Annotated in this window: 19 protein-coding genes and 1 riboswitch; of the genes, 11 read left to right on the top strand and 8 right to left on the bottom strand. The window is 73.1% G+C overall.

Annotated elements, in window-relative coordinates; all coding sequences use genetic code 11:
* The 6 genes from PV410_RS39615 to PV410_RS39590 all read right to left on the bottom strand — a co-directional run.
* A partial coding sequence (locus PV410_RS39615; protein WP_500331270.1) for an urease accessory UreF family protein occupies window positions 1-306 on the bottom strand: 306 nt, incomplete at its 3' end.
* A gap of 16 nt (window positions 307-322) precedes the next feature.
* Window positions 323-2,044 (bottom strand): urease subunit alpha, encoded by a 1,722-nt coding sequence (locus PV410_RS39610; RefSeq protein WP_500331269.1) that lies wholly within the window; start codon window positions 2,042-2,044, stop codon window positions 323-325.
* Window positions 2,037-2,348: an urease subunit beta gene (locus PV410_RS39605; RefSeq protein ID WP_499510355.1), complete on the bottom strand. Its 312-nt coding sequence runs from the start codon at window positions 2,346-2,348 to the stop codon at window positions 2,037-2,039. The genes PV410_RS39610 and PV410_RS39605 overlap by 8 nt, the downstream gene beginning before the upstream one ends.
* 10 nt (window positions 2,349-2,358) lie before the next feature.
* Entirely contained in the window at window positions 2,359-2,661 is a 303-nt protein-coding gene (locus PV410_RS39600) for an urease subunit gamma (protein WP_499510356.1), read from the bottom strand.
* Between the two features lie 115 nt (window positions 2,662-2,776).
* Entirely contained in the window at window positions 2,777-2,914 is a 138-nt protein-coding gene (locus tag PV410_RS39595; protein ID WP_500331267.1) for a hypothetical protein, read from the bottom strand.
* A 103-nt stretch (window positions 2,915-3,017) separates the two neighbouring features.
* On the bottom strand, window positions 3,018-3,311 hold the full coding sequence (locus PV410_RS39590) for a type II toxin-antitoxin system Phd/YefM family antitoxin (RefSeq protein ID WP_500331264.1): 294 nt from the start codon (window positions 3,309-3,311) through the stop codon (window positions 3,018-3,020).
* An 84-nt stretch (window positions 3,312-3,395) separates the two neighbouring features.
* On the opposite strand from PV410_RS39590, the gene PV410_RS39585 reads away from it, so the two are divergent.
* The 4 genes from PV410_RS39585 to PV410_RS39570 all read left to right on the top strand — a co-directional run bounded on the left by PV410_RS39585 (window position 3,396) and on the right by PV410_RS39570 (window position 6,050).
* Complete coding sequence (locus PV410_RS39585) at window positions 3,396-4,037, top strand: ATP-dependent Clp protease proteolytic subunit (RefSeq protein ID WP_500331263.1); 642 nt, start codon at window positions 3,396-3,398, stop codon at window positions 4,035-4,037.
* Window positions 4,038-4,043: 6 nt separating this feature from the next.
* Window positions 4,044-4,349 (top strand): hypothetical protein, encoded by a 306-nt coding sequence (locus PV410_RS39580; RefSeq protein WP_500331261.1) that lies wholly within the window; start codon window positions 4,044-4,046, stop codon window positions 4,347-4,349.
* 348 nt (window positions 4,350-4,697) lie between these two features.
* Window positions 4,698-4,851: riboswitch (cyclic di-AMP (ydaO/yuaA leader) on the top strand.
* 3 nt (window positions 4,852-4,854) lie between these two features.
* A complete protein-coding gene (locus PV410_RS39575; protein WP_500331259.1) occupies window positions 4,855-5,328 on the top strand; it encodes a C40 family peptidase in 474 nt (157 codons plus the stop codon).
* 77 nt (window positions 5,329-5,405) lie between these two features.
* Window positions 5,406-6,050 carry a GNAT family N-acetyltransferase gene (locus PV410_RS39570; RefSeq protein ID WP_500331257.1) on the top strand — a complete coding sequence of 215 codons (645 nt, stop codon included), beginning with the start codon at window positions 5,406-5,408 and terminating at the stop codon, window positions 6,048-6,050.
* 12 nt (window positions 6,051-6,062) lie between these two features.
* Here PV410_RS39570 and PV410_RS39565 read toward each other — a convergent pair whose 3' ends face one another.
* Complete coding sequence (locus tag PV410_RS39565; protein WP_500331255.1) at window positions 6,063-6,497, bottom strand: ATP-binding protein; 435 nt, start codon at window positions 6,495-6,497, stop codon at window positions 6,063-6,065.
* A 288-nt stretch (window positions 6,498-6,785) separates the two neighbouring features.
* On the opposite strand from PV410_RS39565, the gene PV410_RS39560 reads away from it, so the two are divergent.
* Window positions 6,786-7,637, top strand: a complete 852-nt coding sequence (locus PV410_RS39560; protein ID WP_499510364.1) for a helix-turn-helix domain-containing protein — start codon at window positions 6,786-6,788, stop codon at window positions 7,635-7,637.
* A 15-nt stretch (window positions 7,638-7,652) separates the two neighbouring features.
* A complete protein-coding gene (locus PV410_RS39555; protein WP_500331253.1) occupies window positions 7,653-7,904 on the top strand; it encodes a DUF397 domain-containing protein in 252 nt (83 codons plus the stop codon).
* Window positions 7,905-7,906: 2 nt separating this feature from the next.
* On the opposite strand, the gene PV410_RS39550 is transcribed toward PV410_RS39555, so the two are convergent.
* Complete coding sequence (locus PV410_RS39550) at window positions 7,907-9,055, bottom strand: 8-amino-7-oxononanoate synthase (RefSeq protein WP_500331251.1); 1,149 nt, start codon at window positions 9,053-9,055, stop codon at window positions 7,907-7,909.
* Between the two features lie 147 nt (window positions 9,056-9,202).
* Here PV410_RS39550 and bioB point away from each other — a divergent pair, with 147 nt between their 5' ends.
* The 5 genes from bioB (at window position 9,203) to PV410_RS39525 (ending at window position 13,864) form a co-directional block, all read left to right on the top strand.
* Entirely contained in the window at window positions 9,203-10,426 is a 1,224-nt protein-coding gene (gene bioB / locus PV410_RS39545) for a biotin synthase BioB (protein ID WP_500331250.1), read from the top strand.
* Window positions 10,419-11,711, top strand: coding sequence for an adenosylmethionine--8-amino-7-oxononanoate transaminase (locus PV410_RS39540; RefSeq protein ID WP_500331249.1), 1,293 nt, complete (start codon window positions 10,419-10,421; stop codon window positions 11,709-11,711). The genes bioB and PV410_RS39540 overlap by 8 nt, the downstream gene beginning before the upstream one ends.
* Window positions 11,708-12,439 carry a dethiobiotin synthase gene (bioD, locus tag PV410_RS39535; RefSeq protein ID WP_500331248.1) on the top strand — a complete coding sequence of 244 codons (732 nt, stop codon included), beginning with the start codon at window positions 11,708-11,710 and terminating at the stop codon, window positions 12,437-12,439. The genes PV410_RS39540 and bioD overlap by 4 nt, the downstream gene beginning before the upstream one ends.
* Before the next feature lie 143 nt (window positions 12,440-12,582).
* Window positions 12,583-13,260, top strand: a complete 678-nt coding sequence (locus tag PV410_RS39530; RefSeq protein WP_500331246.1) for a class I SAM-dependent methyltransferase — start codon at window positions 12,583-12,585, stop codon at window positions 13,258-13,260.
* Between the two features lie 40 nt (window positions 13,261-13,300).
* Entirely contained in the window at window positions 13,301-13,864 is a 564-nt protein-coding gene (locus PV410_RS39525) for a TetR/AcrR family transcriptional regulator (protein WP_500331244.1), read from the top strand.
* Window positions 13,865-13,989: the final 125 nt, after the last annotated feature.

Genomic DNA, 13,989 nt, shown 5'->3' with positions numbered 1-13,989 from the left:
GGCGGCGCGGGCGGCCCGCGTCATCTGGCGGCCGAGGCGGCGGGCGGTCTGCCGCAGCGCGGGCGAGGGGGTACGGGCGTCGGCGGCCTCGTCCAGTGCGAGCGGGTCGGCGCCCGCGGCGGCCGCGGCGGCGAGCGCCGCGGCCACCAGGCCCGTGGTGTGCAGCCTGCCCCGGCAGAACTCCTCGAGCGTGCCGGGGCCGGTGATGCGGCCCGCCGTGACGGCCGCCTCGGCCCCTCCGGAGTGGGCGTGGCCCCCGGCGGGGAAGCGGCCGTCGGCGAGCAGCAGCAGCGCGGCGCGGTTCATCGTCCCCCTGCTCCGTTCAGAACAGGAAGTACCGCTGGGCCATGGGGAGTTCCACGGCCGGGGCGGGTTCGACGACGTCTCCGTCGATGCGGACGGTGAAGGTGTCGGGGTCGACCTCGACGTGCGGCATGGCGTCGTTCTCGCGCATGTCCGCCTTGGTGACGCGCCGGGTGTCGCGGATCGGGAGGAACCGCTTGCCGAGGGCGAGGCGTTCGGGGAGGCCTTCGTCGAGGGCGGTGTGCGTCACGAAGGTGAAGGAGTTGGCGGCGGGAGCGCGGCCGATCGCGCCGAACATCGGGCGCGGCAGGACCGGCTGGGGGGTCGGGATGGAGGCGTTGGCGTCGCCCATCTGCGCGTAGGCGATCTGGCCGCCCTTGAGCACGAGGTGCGGTTTGACGCCGAAGAACGCCGGGTCCCACAGCACCAGGTCGGCGAGCTTGCCGCTCTCGACCGAGCCGATCTCGCCGTCGAGGCCCTGGGCGACGGCGGGGTTGATGGTGTACTTGGCGACATATCGACGTGCGCGCAGGTTGTCGGCCCGTCCGTCGCCGGGCAGGGCCCCGCGCCGCCGCTTCATGACGTGCGCGGTCTGCCAGGTGCGCAGGACGACCTCGCCGACCCGTCCCATGGCCTGCGAGTCCGAGGAGATGATCGAGATCGCCCCGAGGTCGTGCAGGACGTCCTCGGCCGCGATCGTGCCGGGCCTGATCCGCGACTCGGCGAAGGCGAGGTCCTCGGGCACGGAGGGGTTGAGGTGGTGGCAGACCATCAGCATGTCGAGGTGCTCCTCGACGGTGTTGACGGTGTGGGGCCGGGTCGGGTTGGTCGAGGACGGCAGGACGTTGGGGTGGGCGACGACGGTCATGATGTCCGGCGCGTGCCCGCCGCCCGCGCCCTCGGTGTGGTACGCGTGGATGCCCCGGCCGGCGATGGCGGCGAGGGTGTCCTCGACGAAGCCGGCCTCGTTGAGGGTGTCGGTGTGGACGGCGAGCTGGGCGCCGGTCGCCTCGCACACCGTCAGGCAGGCGTCGATGGCGGCCGGGGTGGCGCCCCAGTCCTCGTGAATCTTGAAGCCGACGGCCCCGCCCCGCAACTGGGAGAGCATCGCCTCGTGGGAGACGGTGTTGCCCTTGCCGAGCAGGCCGATGTTGACCGGGTAGTGCTCCAGCGCCGCGAACATCCGCGCCAGGTGCCAGGGCCCCGGCGTGATGGTGGTGGCCTTGGTGCCCTCGGCCGGGCCCGTGCCGCCGCCGACGAGCGTGGTGATGCCGGCGGCCAGCGCCTCGTCCACGATCGTCGGGGAGATGAAGTGGACGTGCGCGTCGACGGCCCCGGCGGTGACGATCCTGCCGTTGCCGGCGATGACCTCCGTCTCGGGCCCGATGACGAGGTCCGGATGGACGCCGTCCATGGTGTCGGGGTTGCCGGCCTTGCCCAGCGCCGCGATCCGCCCGTCGCGGATGCCGATGTCGGCCTTGACCACGCCCCAGTGGTCCAGGACGACGGCGCCGGTGATCACCGTGTCGGGGGTGCCCTCGGCCCGGGTGGCCCGGGCCTGCCCCATCGACTCGCGGATCACCTTGCCGCCGCCGAAGACGACCTCGTCGCCCGAGCCGTCGGCGCCGCCCGACAGGTCCCGCTCGACCTCGATCAGCAGGTCGGTGTCGGCGAGCCGTATACGGTCCCCGGTGGTCGGCCCGAACAGGTCGGCGTAGACGGCACGCGAGAGCTCAGCCATCGAGGGCACCTCCGGTCTCTCCGCGCAGCCCCGCCACGATCCGCGCGCCGCCCAGCGGCACGAGCTCGACCTCGACGGGGATGCCGGGCTCGAAGCGCACGGCGGTCCCGGCCGCGACGGCCAGGCGCTTGCCGCGGGCGGCGGCGCGGTCGAAGACGAGACCCGGGTTGGCCTCGGCGAAGTGGTAGTGGGAACCGACCTGGACCGGCCGGTCGGCGGAGTTGAGCACGGTCAGCCGGGTGACCGGCTTGCCCGCGTTGAGCACGACGGGCTCACCCGCGTGGAGGATCTCCCCGGGAATCACGCGGCGCCCCCTAGACGATCGGCTCGTGGACGGTGACGAGCTTGGTGCCGTCCGGGAAGGTGGCCTCGACCTGGACGTCGTGGATCATCTCCGGCACGCCCTCCATCACGTCGTCCCTGGTGAGCACCTTGCGGCCGGAGGCCATGAGTTCGGCGACGCTGCGGCCGTCCCGGGCGCCCTCGAGGAGGTGCGAGGTGATCAGGGCGATGGCCTCGGGGTGGTTCAGCCTCAGGCCCCTGGCCCGCCGCCTCTCCGCCACGTCCGCGGCGACATGGACGAGCAGGCGTTCCTGCTCGTGGGGGGTCAATTGCATGGCCACACCTCGCAGTCGTCCCGGGTGAACGGACCCACGGGGGCGTCCCCGGCCGGCGGATCCGCCCTGCCGTTGTCCGGCAGCCGCAGGCTAGTTCGGCGGCGTTTCGTCCGCGTTAACTCCCGGGCTCCGGGGTGAAGCCGGCGGGCGCGCGGGGGAGCGGGGTGCGGGCGACCTCGTCGGGCCCGGCCTCCTCCGGCAGCATGCCACGGCGTTCCCGCTCCTCCGCGTACGACACGAGTCCGGCGACCACCCGGGCGCACCCCTGCCCCGGCCGCCGGGCGAGCCGGCACACACGACCCCCTCGGGGACGGCCGGCGGATCGGCTCCCTCAGGTCCGCGCCGCCACGAACCGCTCAGACCCCGTCGTGATGGGCGTCCGTCGTACCGCGGTGCTCCGCGGCGATGCCGAACCGGCGGCGTTCGCCCGTGGCGGACACCACCCCGCGCACCGAGGAGACCGTACTGACCACCGCCTCCTCGGGAGCGGCGTCCAGTTCTTGGAGTCGTTGCAGGTCAGCGGCGGATACCAGGGCGACGAGCGGTTTGCCGTGACGCGTCACGACCACCCGCTCACCGCCGTAGACGACGCGGTTGATCAGTTCCGCCAGCTCCGCACGCGCTTGTGTCACCGGGACTTCATGGGCCATGCTCCCCATCATAACGAGATGTACGTCCTGTACATTTTTTACAGCGACGGGCACCCCTGCCCGGGTGCCCACGGAGGTGCAGCGATGCTTCGACCGACCGCCCGCCACGTCCTGCCCGAGTTCACCGAGCGCACCAGCGAGGGCGTACGGACCATGGACCCGTACTCCAAGCTGCTCCAGGAGCGGATCGTCCTACTCGGGACGCCCATCGACGACATCTCGGCGAACGACGTGATGGCCCAGCTCATCCACCTGGAGGCCGCCGCCCCGGACCAGGACATCTCGCTCTACATCAACTCTCCCGGCGGGTCCTTCACCGCGATGACCGCGATCTACGACACCATGCAGTTCGTCAGCTGCGACGTGTCGACGGTGTGCGTCGGCCAGGCGGCCTCGGCGGCGGCCGTCCTGCTCGCCGCCGGAGCGCCCGGCAAGCGGCTGATGACCCCCGGCGCGCGGGTGCTGATCCACCAGCCCTCGTTCGCGGAGGTGATCCAGGGCACCACCGCGGACCTGGAGATCCAGGCCCGGGAACTGCTCCGCCGTCGGGAGCAGTTGGAGGAGCTGCTGGTACGCCACACCGGTCAGGCACCGGAGCGGATCGGGGCCGACATCGAACGGGACACCATTTTTGACGCACCGTCGGCCCTCGCCTACGGCCTGGTGGACCGGCTGACGCTGAGCCGCAAGGACGGCGCCGGCCGCGCCCCGCGCGCCCTGCGGTGACCGGCCGTGGTGCCCGAACTTCCCCCGCTCCCCGCACTGACGCGGGCCGAGGGCGAGCTGATCGACACCTACCTGCAGGTCGTGGACCTGCTGGGCCGGATCAACCCGTCCCGCTCCCGGGACACCTACGGGGCGCTGCGCGCCGCGCAGGCCCTGGTGGGGAGGGCGGCCGAGCTACGTGACGCGCTGACGCTGATGCACATGCGCGGGGAGGGCGAGGTGCACACGGCGACGATGGAACGGGCGCTGCGGGTGCTGGACGGCGAACGGCGCACCGGTCAGGTCACCTTGCCGCCACCACGGCCGTGCTGACGGAGCGTCACGACACACTGGTCCGTTCGGGCGGCGCGAACTCGAACCGAATGGACTCGCCCGATCGTTGTATCTGCCGTGGACGGCCGGGTGGCCCCGAGTTGCGCGATATGGCCGCACACATCCGGAATCTGACGCTCCGTCCCTGGTGTTCGACTCCTTTCGAGTCGTCAGTCCGGGTCCCGTGTCGCGGAGTCCACCCGAATAGGTGAGTCGTGAACAGACTCACATTCGACCGGTTGTGCTGGGAATCGGCCGCTTCGGTGGGTGATCATCCCTTCGACGACAAGCCCCCGTCATCCCGGCGGGGCGGTCCGTGCGGACGCCGAATCCTGCCGCCGCGCGGATGCCAGGTCGACGACGACTCATCGGCAGGAGCGGAGGACCCGAGCAGTACGGGTCCGGTCGCCGGACCCTTGGGGTGAAGCCGCAAGCGCGGCCGGGCATCTTCGCCTGCCCGAACCCGACAGGTCATCCTTCGCAGGCGGACGACGAAGGGTTGCGCATGAGTGCGCCAACAGCCATGTCCGGGGTCCTGTGCCGGCTCGGAGCGGTCTCCGCCCTCACGGCGGCCGCCGTGGCCGGTCCCGCCGTACTGCCGGAGCTCGCCCAGCAGGCAGACGCGGCGGCGGTCTCCGCCAAGGCGCTGAAGATCGCGGCGTCCAAGAGGGGCGCGCCGTACCAGTACGGGGCCGCCGGCCCCGGCAGGTTCGACTGCTCCGGGCTCACCTTCTACTCCTTCAAGAAGGCGGGCAAGAAGCTCCCCCGCACCGCGGGCGCTCAGTACAACAGCGTCCGGCACATCCGGAAGTCCTCACGGACCCGTGGTGACCTGGTCTTCTTCCACTACGGGAGCAACGTGTACCACGTGGGGATGTACGCCGGGCACGGGAAGATCTGGCACTCCCCCAAACCCGGCGGGCGGGTGCGGCTGGAGAAGATCTGGAGCCGCAGCGTCTGGTACGGCCGGGTGAAGTGACCCCGGTCGCGTTGCCCGGGAGCCGGGGCTCCCGGGCAACGCGGCCGGCGCCGCGGACGTGCCGGTAGCGTGCCGGTGTGTCCCTGATACGGATCCTCGCCGACGCCGCCGCGGGCGTCTTCCCGCCCGCCGACGGCTCGGTGACGGTCGTGCCGCAGCCCGCGCCGCGCGACGCCGGGGTGATCGCCTTCACCGCCCATGCCGTGGTCTTCGCGGACGCCGATCCGGAGCGGATCCGCGGACTGCTCCCGCCCGGCGACCTCTCGGCGCCGCTCAATCCGCCGTTCCTCACCGCGCTGTGCGGACTGCTGGACCGCACGGTGAACAACGTCGACCTGCTGACCGCCGCCCCGGCCCTGCCGGGGCCTCCGCCGGCCGCCCTGGGCCTGCCCCTGCGGGAGACCGCCGACCGGGGTCATCCGCGGATCGTCCGGGCCCTGCGGCACCGTGACGGGGTACGGGCGTGGACGGTGCCCGGGGGCACCGTGCTGACGGGCCGGGGTGTGGCGGGCCGCTGGGAGGCGGCCGTGGAGGTCGATCCGGGGGCGCGCGGTGCGGGCCTCGGCCGCCGGCTCGCGCTGGCGGCACGTCATCTCGTCCCGGAGGGCGGGACGGTGTGGGCGCAGATCGCCCCGGGCAACGCGGCGAGCGTGCGGGCGTTCACGGCGGCGGGCTTCGTGCCGATGGGCGCCGAGGCGCTGCTGCTCACCCGGGAGGGCTGAGGGCCGCCGGGGTCACTCGACGGCGGCGGCGGTGGCCCAGGGCAGGCTGATCCACACCGTCTTGCCGCCCTCCGCGGTGGGGGTGACCAGGAGCGTGCCACCCGCCTCCGCCGTGAGGTGACGGATGATCACCATGCCGCGGCCGTTGTCCTGCTGCACGGCGGCGGGCAGCCGCTGGGGCCACCGGGGGTGGCTGTCGGTGATACCGATGCGCAGCTGCTCGTCCCGGTCCAACTGGACGTCGAGGGTGAAGGTGGGGGACTGGCCGAGGGTGTGCAGCACGGCGTTGGTCGCGAGCTCGGAGACGATGAGCCGGACGGAGTCGGCGGGGTCCGAGTCCTCGGGCATGCCCCACTCCACCAGCAGCTCGCTCACGTAGCGACGTACCGCGGGGACCGAGGCAGGGTCGCTCGGCAGGGTGACGGATGCTTCCTGGTGGTCTGCCATGGCGACGCTGTCCCTTTCCCGCCGTGACCAGGACGCCGGCGCCTGCCGCGCCCGTGGCCGCGCGCGCGACGGCCGGCGGCGCCGTGCCCCGCCTTCCGCGCGGCACGTCCCCGTTCGGCACTCACGCGCCAGAGTGTCACTCATCGTGCCCTTAATCGGGTGTCACCACAGCTATATGCATATATCTGTCGCCCAAAGCGGTGAACTCTGCTACGAGAGAACGTATTTGCGCGGCAGACTTCGCCCGGGGACCGGCGGGGGTGCCGGGAACCGGGAGGTGCACACACCATGCAGCAGGTGCCGGCGGTACGCCGCCGCAAGATCGGCTCGGAATTGCGTCGTCTGCGCGACACGGCGGGGCTCACGAGCGGTGAGGCCGCCCAGCGCCTGGGATGGCACCAGTCCAAGGTCAGCCGGATCGAGACCGGCCGCAGCGGCGTGCGCCCCGAGGACGTCACCGCACTGCTGGACGTGTACGGGGTGCGCGACCAGCGGTTGCGGGAGATGCTCTCCGCGCTGGCGGGCGAGGGCGACCGGCGTGGCTGGTGGCATGAGTTCCGCGAGGAACTCCCGTCCGCCTACCGGGACTTCATCTCCCTGGAGACCGACGCCTGCCGGGCGCGGACCCTGGAGACGACGGTGGTGCCGGGACTGCTGCAGACCCCGGACTACGCCCGCGAGCTCACCCGGTCCGTCCTGCCGCAGCTCGGTCCGCGGCAGATCGCGACCCTGGTGCAGGTGCGGATGGCCCGCCAGGCGGTGCTGCGCGCCGATCCTCCGCTGGAGCTGTGGGCGGTGCTGGACGAGGCGGTGCTACGCCGCAGGGTCGGGGGTCCCGGAGTGATGGCGGCGCAATTGAGCCATCTTGTGGAGCTGGGTTCACTGCCTCATGTGCATCTGCAGGTGCTGCCTTTCTCGGCCGGTGGGCATATAGGCGTCACAGGCCCTTTCGTAATCTTCTCATTTCCGCGCATTGCTGATCTCGACGTGGTTGTTCTCGACCATTTGACGAGTAGTCTCTATCTAGATCAGCACGAGGACGTCAGGGCGTACGGTGCTGCCTTCAATCGGTTGCGCTCCCATGCCCTGTCGAGTGAGCAGTCGCTGTCCTTCATCTCCGGCATCGGCAAAGGCGCGTAAGGAGGCACACCCCCCATGTCCAACGCTCTGCCTCAGTACGTCACCTCCAGTGCGTCCCTCTCAGGTGTGAATTGGCGACGCAGCAGCTACAGCACGGCGGCGAACAACTGCGTCGAGACGGCCCTCATCGGGGACGGGCCGCTCTCGGGACAGCTCGCCGTACGCGACTCCAAGGATGTGCGCGGCCCCGCCCTGCTCTTCCCCCCGGCGGCCTGGGCGGAGTTCCTCACCGCCGTGACGACGGGGAGCCTGACCGAACGCCCCTGAACTCAGGGGCGCGGCGGCGCCGTACGGACGATCGTCCCCACGGCGTCGCCGATCTCCCGGTCCGTCAGGTCCGCCCGCGCGGTGAGCCGCAACCGCGAGATCCCGTCGGGCACGGACGGTGGCCGGAAGCAGCCCACGGCGAGACCCGCCTCACGGCACGCCCCGGCCCACGCGACGGCCGCCTCGGGCGACGGCGCCCGCACCGACACCACGCACGCGTCCGGCGCGGTGGCGTCCAGGCCCGCCCCCACCAGCCGCTCGTACAGCTCGCGGGCGACCGCCCGGGCCCGTACGGCGCGTTCCGGCTCACGCCCCAGCAGACGCAGCGCACCGAGCGCCGCGCCGGTGGCCGCCGGGGCGAGGCCCGTGTCGAAGATGAACGTCCGCGCGGCGTTGACCAGGTGCTCGATGACGCGGGCCGGTCCCAGCACCACGCCGCCCTGGCTGCCCAGGGACTTGGAGAGCGTGGCGGTGCACACCAGTCCGGGCGCGCCCGCCAGACCCGCCTCCGCGGCCGCCCCCCGGCCTCCGGGACCGAGCACCCCGAGCCCGTGGGCGTCGTCCACCAGCAGCGCGGCGCCGTGCTCGCGGCAGGCGGTGGCCAGCGCGCCGAGCGGGGCCGCGTCGCCGTCCACCGAGAAGACCGAGTCGGTGACGGCCACGGCGGGGCCGTCGTGGCCGGTCAGCGCCTTGCGCAGGGCGTCCGGATCGGCGTGCCGCACGACCTCGGTGGTGGCGCGGGAGAGCCGGCAGCCGTCGATGAGCGAGGCGTGGTTGCCGCTGTCGGAGACGAGGAGCGTGCCCGGCTCGGTGCTGAGCGCCGTGACGGCGGCGAGGTTGGCGGCGTACCCGGAGGCCAGGACCAGCGCCGCCTCGAAGCCGCAGAAGGCGGCCAGTTCGGCCTCCAGCTCGGCGTGGAGCTCGGTGCTGCCGGTGACCAGCCGTGAACCGGTCGAGCCGGCGCCCCAGCGCAGGCAGGCGTCCGCACCGGCCCGGGTCACCTCGGGATGGTGGGCGAGCCCCAGGTAGTCGTTGGAGGCGAGGTCCAGCAGGGGCGACCGTGCGGGCCGCGGCCGCAGGGTGCGCACCAGCCCGGCCGCGCGACGCCGTTCGGCGTGCGCGTCGATCCAGTCGAACGGGTCGCGGCTCATGGTCGTCCCCTGGGGTCGGCGGAGGGTTCGGCGCCACCGTAGTGTGCCGGATCGTCTCGCACGGTGTGGTGATGCACACACCCTGAGCGAGCGGTCTTGTGGGATGCCCCATTGGCCCGGGCGCGTGCGGTACGCCAGGATCGCGACATGGATCTGCTGAATGCTTTGGTCGGGAAGGGCCTGCGCCGCGAGCTGCCCACCCGTGAGGAGGCGCTCGCCGTGCTGGCGACCTCCGACGACGAACTCCTCGACGTGGTGGCCGCGGCCGGCAAGGTGCGCCGCGCGTGGTTCGGCCGCCGGGTGAAGCTGAACTACCTGGTCAACCTCAAGTCGGGACTGTGCCCGGAGGACTGCTCGTACTGCTCGCAGCGGCTCGGCTCGGAGGCCGGGATCCTCAAGTACACCTGGCTCAAGCCCGACGAGGCGGCGGCCGCCGCGGCGGCGGGGGTCGCCGGCGGTGCCAAGCGGGTCTGCCTGGTGGCGAGCGGACGCGGCCCGACCGACCGCGACGTGGACCGGGTCTCCAAGACCATCGAGGCCATCAAGGAGCAGAACGAGGCCGTCGAGGTCTGCGCCTGCCTGGGCCTCCTCTCCGACGGGCAGGCCGAGCGGCTGCGCGGCGCGGGCGCCGACGCGTACAACCACAACCTCAACACCTCCGAGGCCACCTACGGGGACATCACCACCACGCACACCTACGCGGACCGGGTCGAAACGGTGCAACAGGCCCAGGCGGCGGGCCTTTCGGCCTGCTCCGGACTGATCGCGGGCATGGGCGAGAGCGACGAGGACCTGGTCGACGTGGTCTTCGCGCTGCGCGAGCTGGACCCCGACTCCGTCCCGGTGAACTTCCTCATCCCCTTCGAGGGCACCCCGCTGGCGAAGGAGTGGAACCTCACCCCGCAGCGGTGCCTGCGGATTCTTTCGATGGTCCGGTTCGTCTGTCCCGATGTGGAGGTCCGCATCGCGGGCGGCCGCGAGGTGCACCTGCGGAGCATGCAGCCGCTCGCGCTGCACCTGGCGAACTCGATCTTCCTGGGCGACTACCTCACCAGCGAGGGCCAGGCCGGCAAGACCGACCTCGACATGATCGCGGACGCCGGTTTCGAGGTGGAGGGCGCCGGCGAGGTGACCCTGCCCGAGCACCGGGCGGACGTGGCGGCCGCGGCCGGGGGCTGCGGTTCCCACTCCTCCGCCGGCTGCGGCTCGCACGGCGAGGGCGCGGGCGGCGGCTGCGGCCCCTGCGGCGGCCACGCCCACGGCGACAGCCACGGCGACCTCGCGCAGCCCGCGACGACCGGTGCCGCCCGCACCGACCTGGTGGCCGTGCGCCGCCGCGGCACCGGCACGGACCTGCCGCCCAATGCCTGAGCCGCTCACCCCGGGCGAGCTGCTGGCACTGGACCGGCAGCACGTCTGGCATCCGTACGGGCCCATGCCGGGCCGTCAGGAACCGCTCGTCGTCGCGTCCGCGGCCGGGGTCCGGCTGCGGCTCGCCGAGCCGTTCGAAGGCGCGGGCGAACTCGTCGACGGGATGTCGTCCTGGTGGTCGGCGATCCACGGCTACAACCACCCGGTGCTCAACGAGGCCGCCCGCGGCCAGCTGGACCGGATGAGCCACGTGATGTTCGGCGGGCTCACCCACGAGCCCGCCGTGCGGCTCGCCGCCCGCCTGGTCGAGATCACCCCCGATCCGCTGCGGCACGTCTTCCTCGCCGACTCCGGCTCGGTGTCGGTCGAGGTCGCGGTCAAGATGTGCCTGCAGTACTGGCGTTCGCTCGGACGGCCGGAGAAGCAGCGCCTGATGACCTGGCGCGGCGGCTACCACGGCGACACGTGGCAGCCGATGTCCGTCTGCGACCCCGAGGGCGGCATGCACGGGCTGTGGTCCGGCGTCCTGCCCCGGCAGGTCTTCGCGGACGCGCCGCCGGCCGCGTACGAGGAGGCGTACGCCGGCCACCTGCGGGAGACGATCGCCGCTCACGCGCACGAACTCGCCGCGGTCGTCGTCGAGCCGGTCGTGCAGGGCGCGGGCGGCATGACCTTCCACTCCCCCGCCTACCTGCGGGTGCTGCGCGAGGCCTGCGACGAGCACGACGTGCTGCTGGTGTTCGACGAGATCGCCACCGGCTTCGGGCGGACCGGGACGCTGTTCGCCGCCGACCAGGCGGGCGTCTCACCGGACGTGATGTGCGTAGGCAAGGCCCTGACCGGGGGATACCTCACGATGGCCGCCACCTTGTGCACCGCGCGCGTCGCCGACGGGATCTCCCGCGGCGAGGTGCCGGTGCTCGCCCACGGCCCGACCTTCATGGGCAACCCGCTGGCCGCGGCCGTCGCCTGCGCCTCTCTCGACCTGCTGCTCGGCCAGGACTGGGCGCAGGAGGTCAAGCGGATCGAGGCCGGGCTGCGCGAAGGGCTCGCACCCGCCGCCGGCCTCCCCGGGGTACGCGACGTGCGGGTGCTGGGCGCGATCGGTGTCGTCCAGCTCGACCACCAGGTCGACCTCGCCGCCGCGACGCGGGCCGCCGCCCGCAGCGGGGTATGGTTGCGGCCGTTCCGGGACTTGATCTACACGATGCCCCCGTACGTCACGGGGGACGAGGACGTCGCGCGCATCTGCGCGGCGGTGCGCGCGGCGGCGGAGGCGGCATGACGGTGTTGTTCGTGACCGGTACGGGCACGGAGATCGGCAAGACGGTGACGACGGCCGCGATCGCGGCGACGGTGCTGCTCGGCGAGTACAGCGTCGCCTACCTGAAGCCCGCGCAGACCGGGGTGGGCCCCGGCGAGCCGGGCGACGCCGCCGAGGTCACCCGGCTGGCCGGTCCCGAGGTCACCGGCGTCGAACTGGCCCGGTACCCCGAGCCGCTGGCGCCCGCCACGGCCGCGCGACGCTCCGGACTCGCCCCGGTGGGCCCGGCCGACATCGCGGAGGCGGCGGCGAAGCTGGCGGCGGTGCACGACATCGTCCTCGTCGAGGGCGCGGGCGGGCTGCTCGTCCGTCTCGACGACACGGGCTCGACGCTGGCGGACGCGGCACGGATGCTCGCGGCCCCGGTGCTCGTGGTCGCCCCGGCCGGGCTCGGCACCCTCAACGGTGCCGCGCTGACGGCGGAGGCCCTGAAGGCGCGGGACCTGAAGTGCGCGGGCGTCGTCATCGGCAGCTGGCCGGACGACGCGGACCTGGCCGCCCGCTGCAACCTCGCCGACCTGCCCGAGGTCACCGGCGCCCCGCTCGTGGGCGCCCTGCCCGTCGGCGCGGCCGCCCTCGACCCCGCCGACTTCCGGCAGGCGGCGCCCGGTTGGCTCTCCCCCCGCATCGGCGGCATCTGGGACACCGCCGCCTTCACCTCGTACTGGGCGCCCGCCGACCCCGCCTGACCCGCACCGCCGTCCGGCCCCGGCCGCGTCCGGGGCGGACGGCGGGCGACACGCCGGATCTGCCCCGCAACGGGGAGGCTTGGGACGGGCTCAGAAGCGGCAGAATCGGAAGTGAGGGGTGCCGAGACGAAGGGGGTCCGGCCATGAGGAGCCGTACCGGAGTGACGGGCGAAGCCGTCCACCACCCGCTGTTCGCCCGCTTCTACGCCCGCTGCGGTCCGGTGATGGACGCCCGCGCGGGCTTCGGCGCGCACCGGCGGACCGTGCTCGCGGGACTCACCGGCCGGGTCATCGAGATCGGCGCGGGCTCGGGGCTGAACTTCCGTCACTACCCGCGCACCGTCGCCGAGGTCGTGGCGATCGAGCCGGAACGGCATCTGCGCCGGCTGGCCGTCGACGCCGCGCAGCACGCCGAGGTGCCGGTGGACGTCGTACCCGGGGTCGCCGAGGCACTGCCGGTCAAGAGCGAGGCCTTCGACGCGGCGGTCGCCTCGCTGGTGCTGTGCTCCGTACGCGACCAAGAGCGCGCCCTGGCCGAGCTCCGCCGGGTACTGCGCCCGGGCGGGGAACTGCGGCTGCTGGAGCACTGCCGGGCCGAGGGCCGAGCGCACGCGGCGCTGCAGTGGGCGGTGGACCGCACCGTGTGGCCGCTGCTGTTCGGCGGCTGCCGGACCGGGCGGGACACGCTCACCGCGGTCGAGGCGACCGGCTTCGAAGTGCTGGAGCTGCGCCGCTTCCGTGTTCCGGAGCGCGCCAAGGGCCTCACCCTGCCCGTGCCGAGCGCCCCGCACATCCTGGCCACCGCGCGCCGCCCCGCTTGAGCTCCACCGCCCTGTACCTACTGGTATGTACACTGCCGGCATGGAGACGACGTCGGAACGCCTGATCGAGAGCACCCGCGAACTGCTCTGGGAACGCGGCTACGTCGGCACCAGCCCGAAGGCCATCCAGCAACGCTCCGGCGTCGGCCAGGGCAGCATGTACCACCATTTCTCGGGCAAGCCGGAGCTCGCGCTCGCCGCCGTGCGCCGTACCGCCGAGCAGATGCGGCAGACCGCCGAGCGCGAACTCGCCGGCCCGGGCTCGGCGGTCGAGCGGGTCTCGCGGTACCTGCGCCGCGAACGCGACGTGCTGCGCGGCTGCCCGATCGGGCGGCTCACCCAGGACCCGGAGGTCGTCGCCAGCCCGCAGCTGCGGGCGCCGCTCGACGAGACCTTCGAGTGGCTGCGCGGCCGGCTCGCGGACGTGCTCGCCGAGGGCCAGGCGCGCGGGGAGATCGCGCCCGGCCTCGACACCGGCGACATCGCGACCGCGCTCGTGGCCGTGCTCCAGGGCGGCTACGTGCTCGCCCGCGCGGCCGGCTCGGCCGCGCCCTTCGACCAGGCCGTCAGCGGCGCGCTCGCCCTGCTGGCACAGCGGGCCTGAGCGGCGTCCGGCGAGGGACGGCCCCTGCGCCGGACCGCTTGTCACAGGCGACTACTAGGGTGACGCCCGTTGATCACCGGACGAGTGATGCCTCCGGTGTGCGGTCGTGGGTGGGAGGGGTTGCT

Origin of the sequence: Streptomyces sp. PA03-5A (assembly GCF_033792725.1) — a bacterium.
GTDB lineage: Bacteria > Actinomycetota > Actinomycetes > Streptomycetales > Streptomycetaceae > Actinacidiphila.
The sequence above is the reverse complement of the archived record's forward strand: the minus strand, read 5'-3'. Positions and strand labels throughout refer to the sequence as shown.

What these genes read in the sequence shown, in the direction of transcription:
- PV410_RS39610 (WP_500331269.1), bottom strand. Translation starts at nt 2,044, where the DNA reads ATGGCTGAGCTCTCGCGTGCCGTCTACGCCGACCTGTTCGGGCCGACC.
- PV410_RS39600 (WP_499510356.1), bottom strand. Translation starts at nt 2,661, where the DNA reads ATGCAATTGACCCCCCACGAGCAGGAACGCCTGCTCGTCCATGTCGCC.
- PV410_RS39590 (WP_500331264.1), bottom strand. Translation starts at nt 3,311, where the DNA reads ATGGCCCATGAAGTCCCGGTGACACAAGCGCGTGCGGAGCTGGCGGAA.
- PV410_RS39585 (WP_500331263.1), top strand. Translation starts at nt 3,396, where the DNA reads ATGCTTCGACCGACCGCCCGCCACGTCCTGCCCGAGTTCACCGAGCGC.
- PV410_RS39575 (WP_500331259.1), top strand. Translation starts at nt 4,855, where the DNA reads ATGAGTGCGCCAACAGCCATGTCCGGGGTCCTGTGCCGGCTCGGAGCG.
- PV410_RS39565 (WP_500331255.1), bottom strand. Translation starts at nt 6,497, where the DNA reads ATGGCAGACCACCAGGAAGCATCCGTCACCCTGCCGAGCGACCCTGCC.
- PV410_RS39560 (WP_499510364.1), top strand. Translation starts at nt 6,786, where the DNA reads ATGCAGCAGGTGCCGGCGGTACGCCGCCGCAAGATCGGCTCGGAATTG.
- PV410_RS39555 (WP_500331253.1), top strand. Translation starts at nt 7,653, where the DNA reads ATGTCCAACGCTCTGCCTCAGTACGTCACCTCCAGTGCGTCCCTCTCA.
- PV410_RS39550 (WP_500331251.1), bottom strand. Translation starts at nt 9,055, where the DNA reads ATGAGCCGCGACCCGTTCGACTGGATCGACGCGCACGCCGAACGGCGT.
- bioB (WP_500331250.1), top strand. Translation starts at nt 9,203, where the DNA reads ATGGATCTGCTGAATGCTTTGGTCGGGAAGGGCCTGCGCCGCGAGCTG.
- PV410_RS39540 (WP_500331249.1), top strand. Translation starts at nt 10,419, where the DNA reads ATGCCTGAGCCGCTCACCCCGGGCGAGCTGCTGGCACTGGACCGGCAG.
- bioD (WP_500331248.1), top strand. Translation starts at nt 11,708, where the DNA reads ATGACGGTGTTGTTCGTGACCGGTACGGGCACGGAGATCGGCAAGACG.
- PV410_RS39530 (WP_500331246.1), top strand. Translation starts at nt 12,583, where the DNA reads ATGAGGAGCCGTACCGGAGTGACGGGCGAAGCCGTCCACCACCCGCTG.
- PV410_RS39525 (WP_500331244.1), top strand. Translation starts at nt 13,301, where the DNA reads ATGGAGACGACGTCGGAACGCCTGATCGAGAGCACCCGCGAACTGCTC.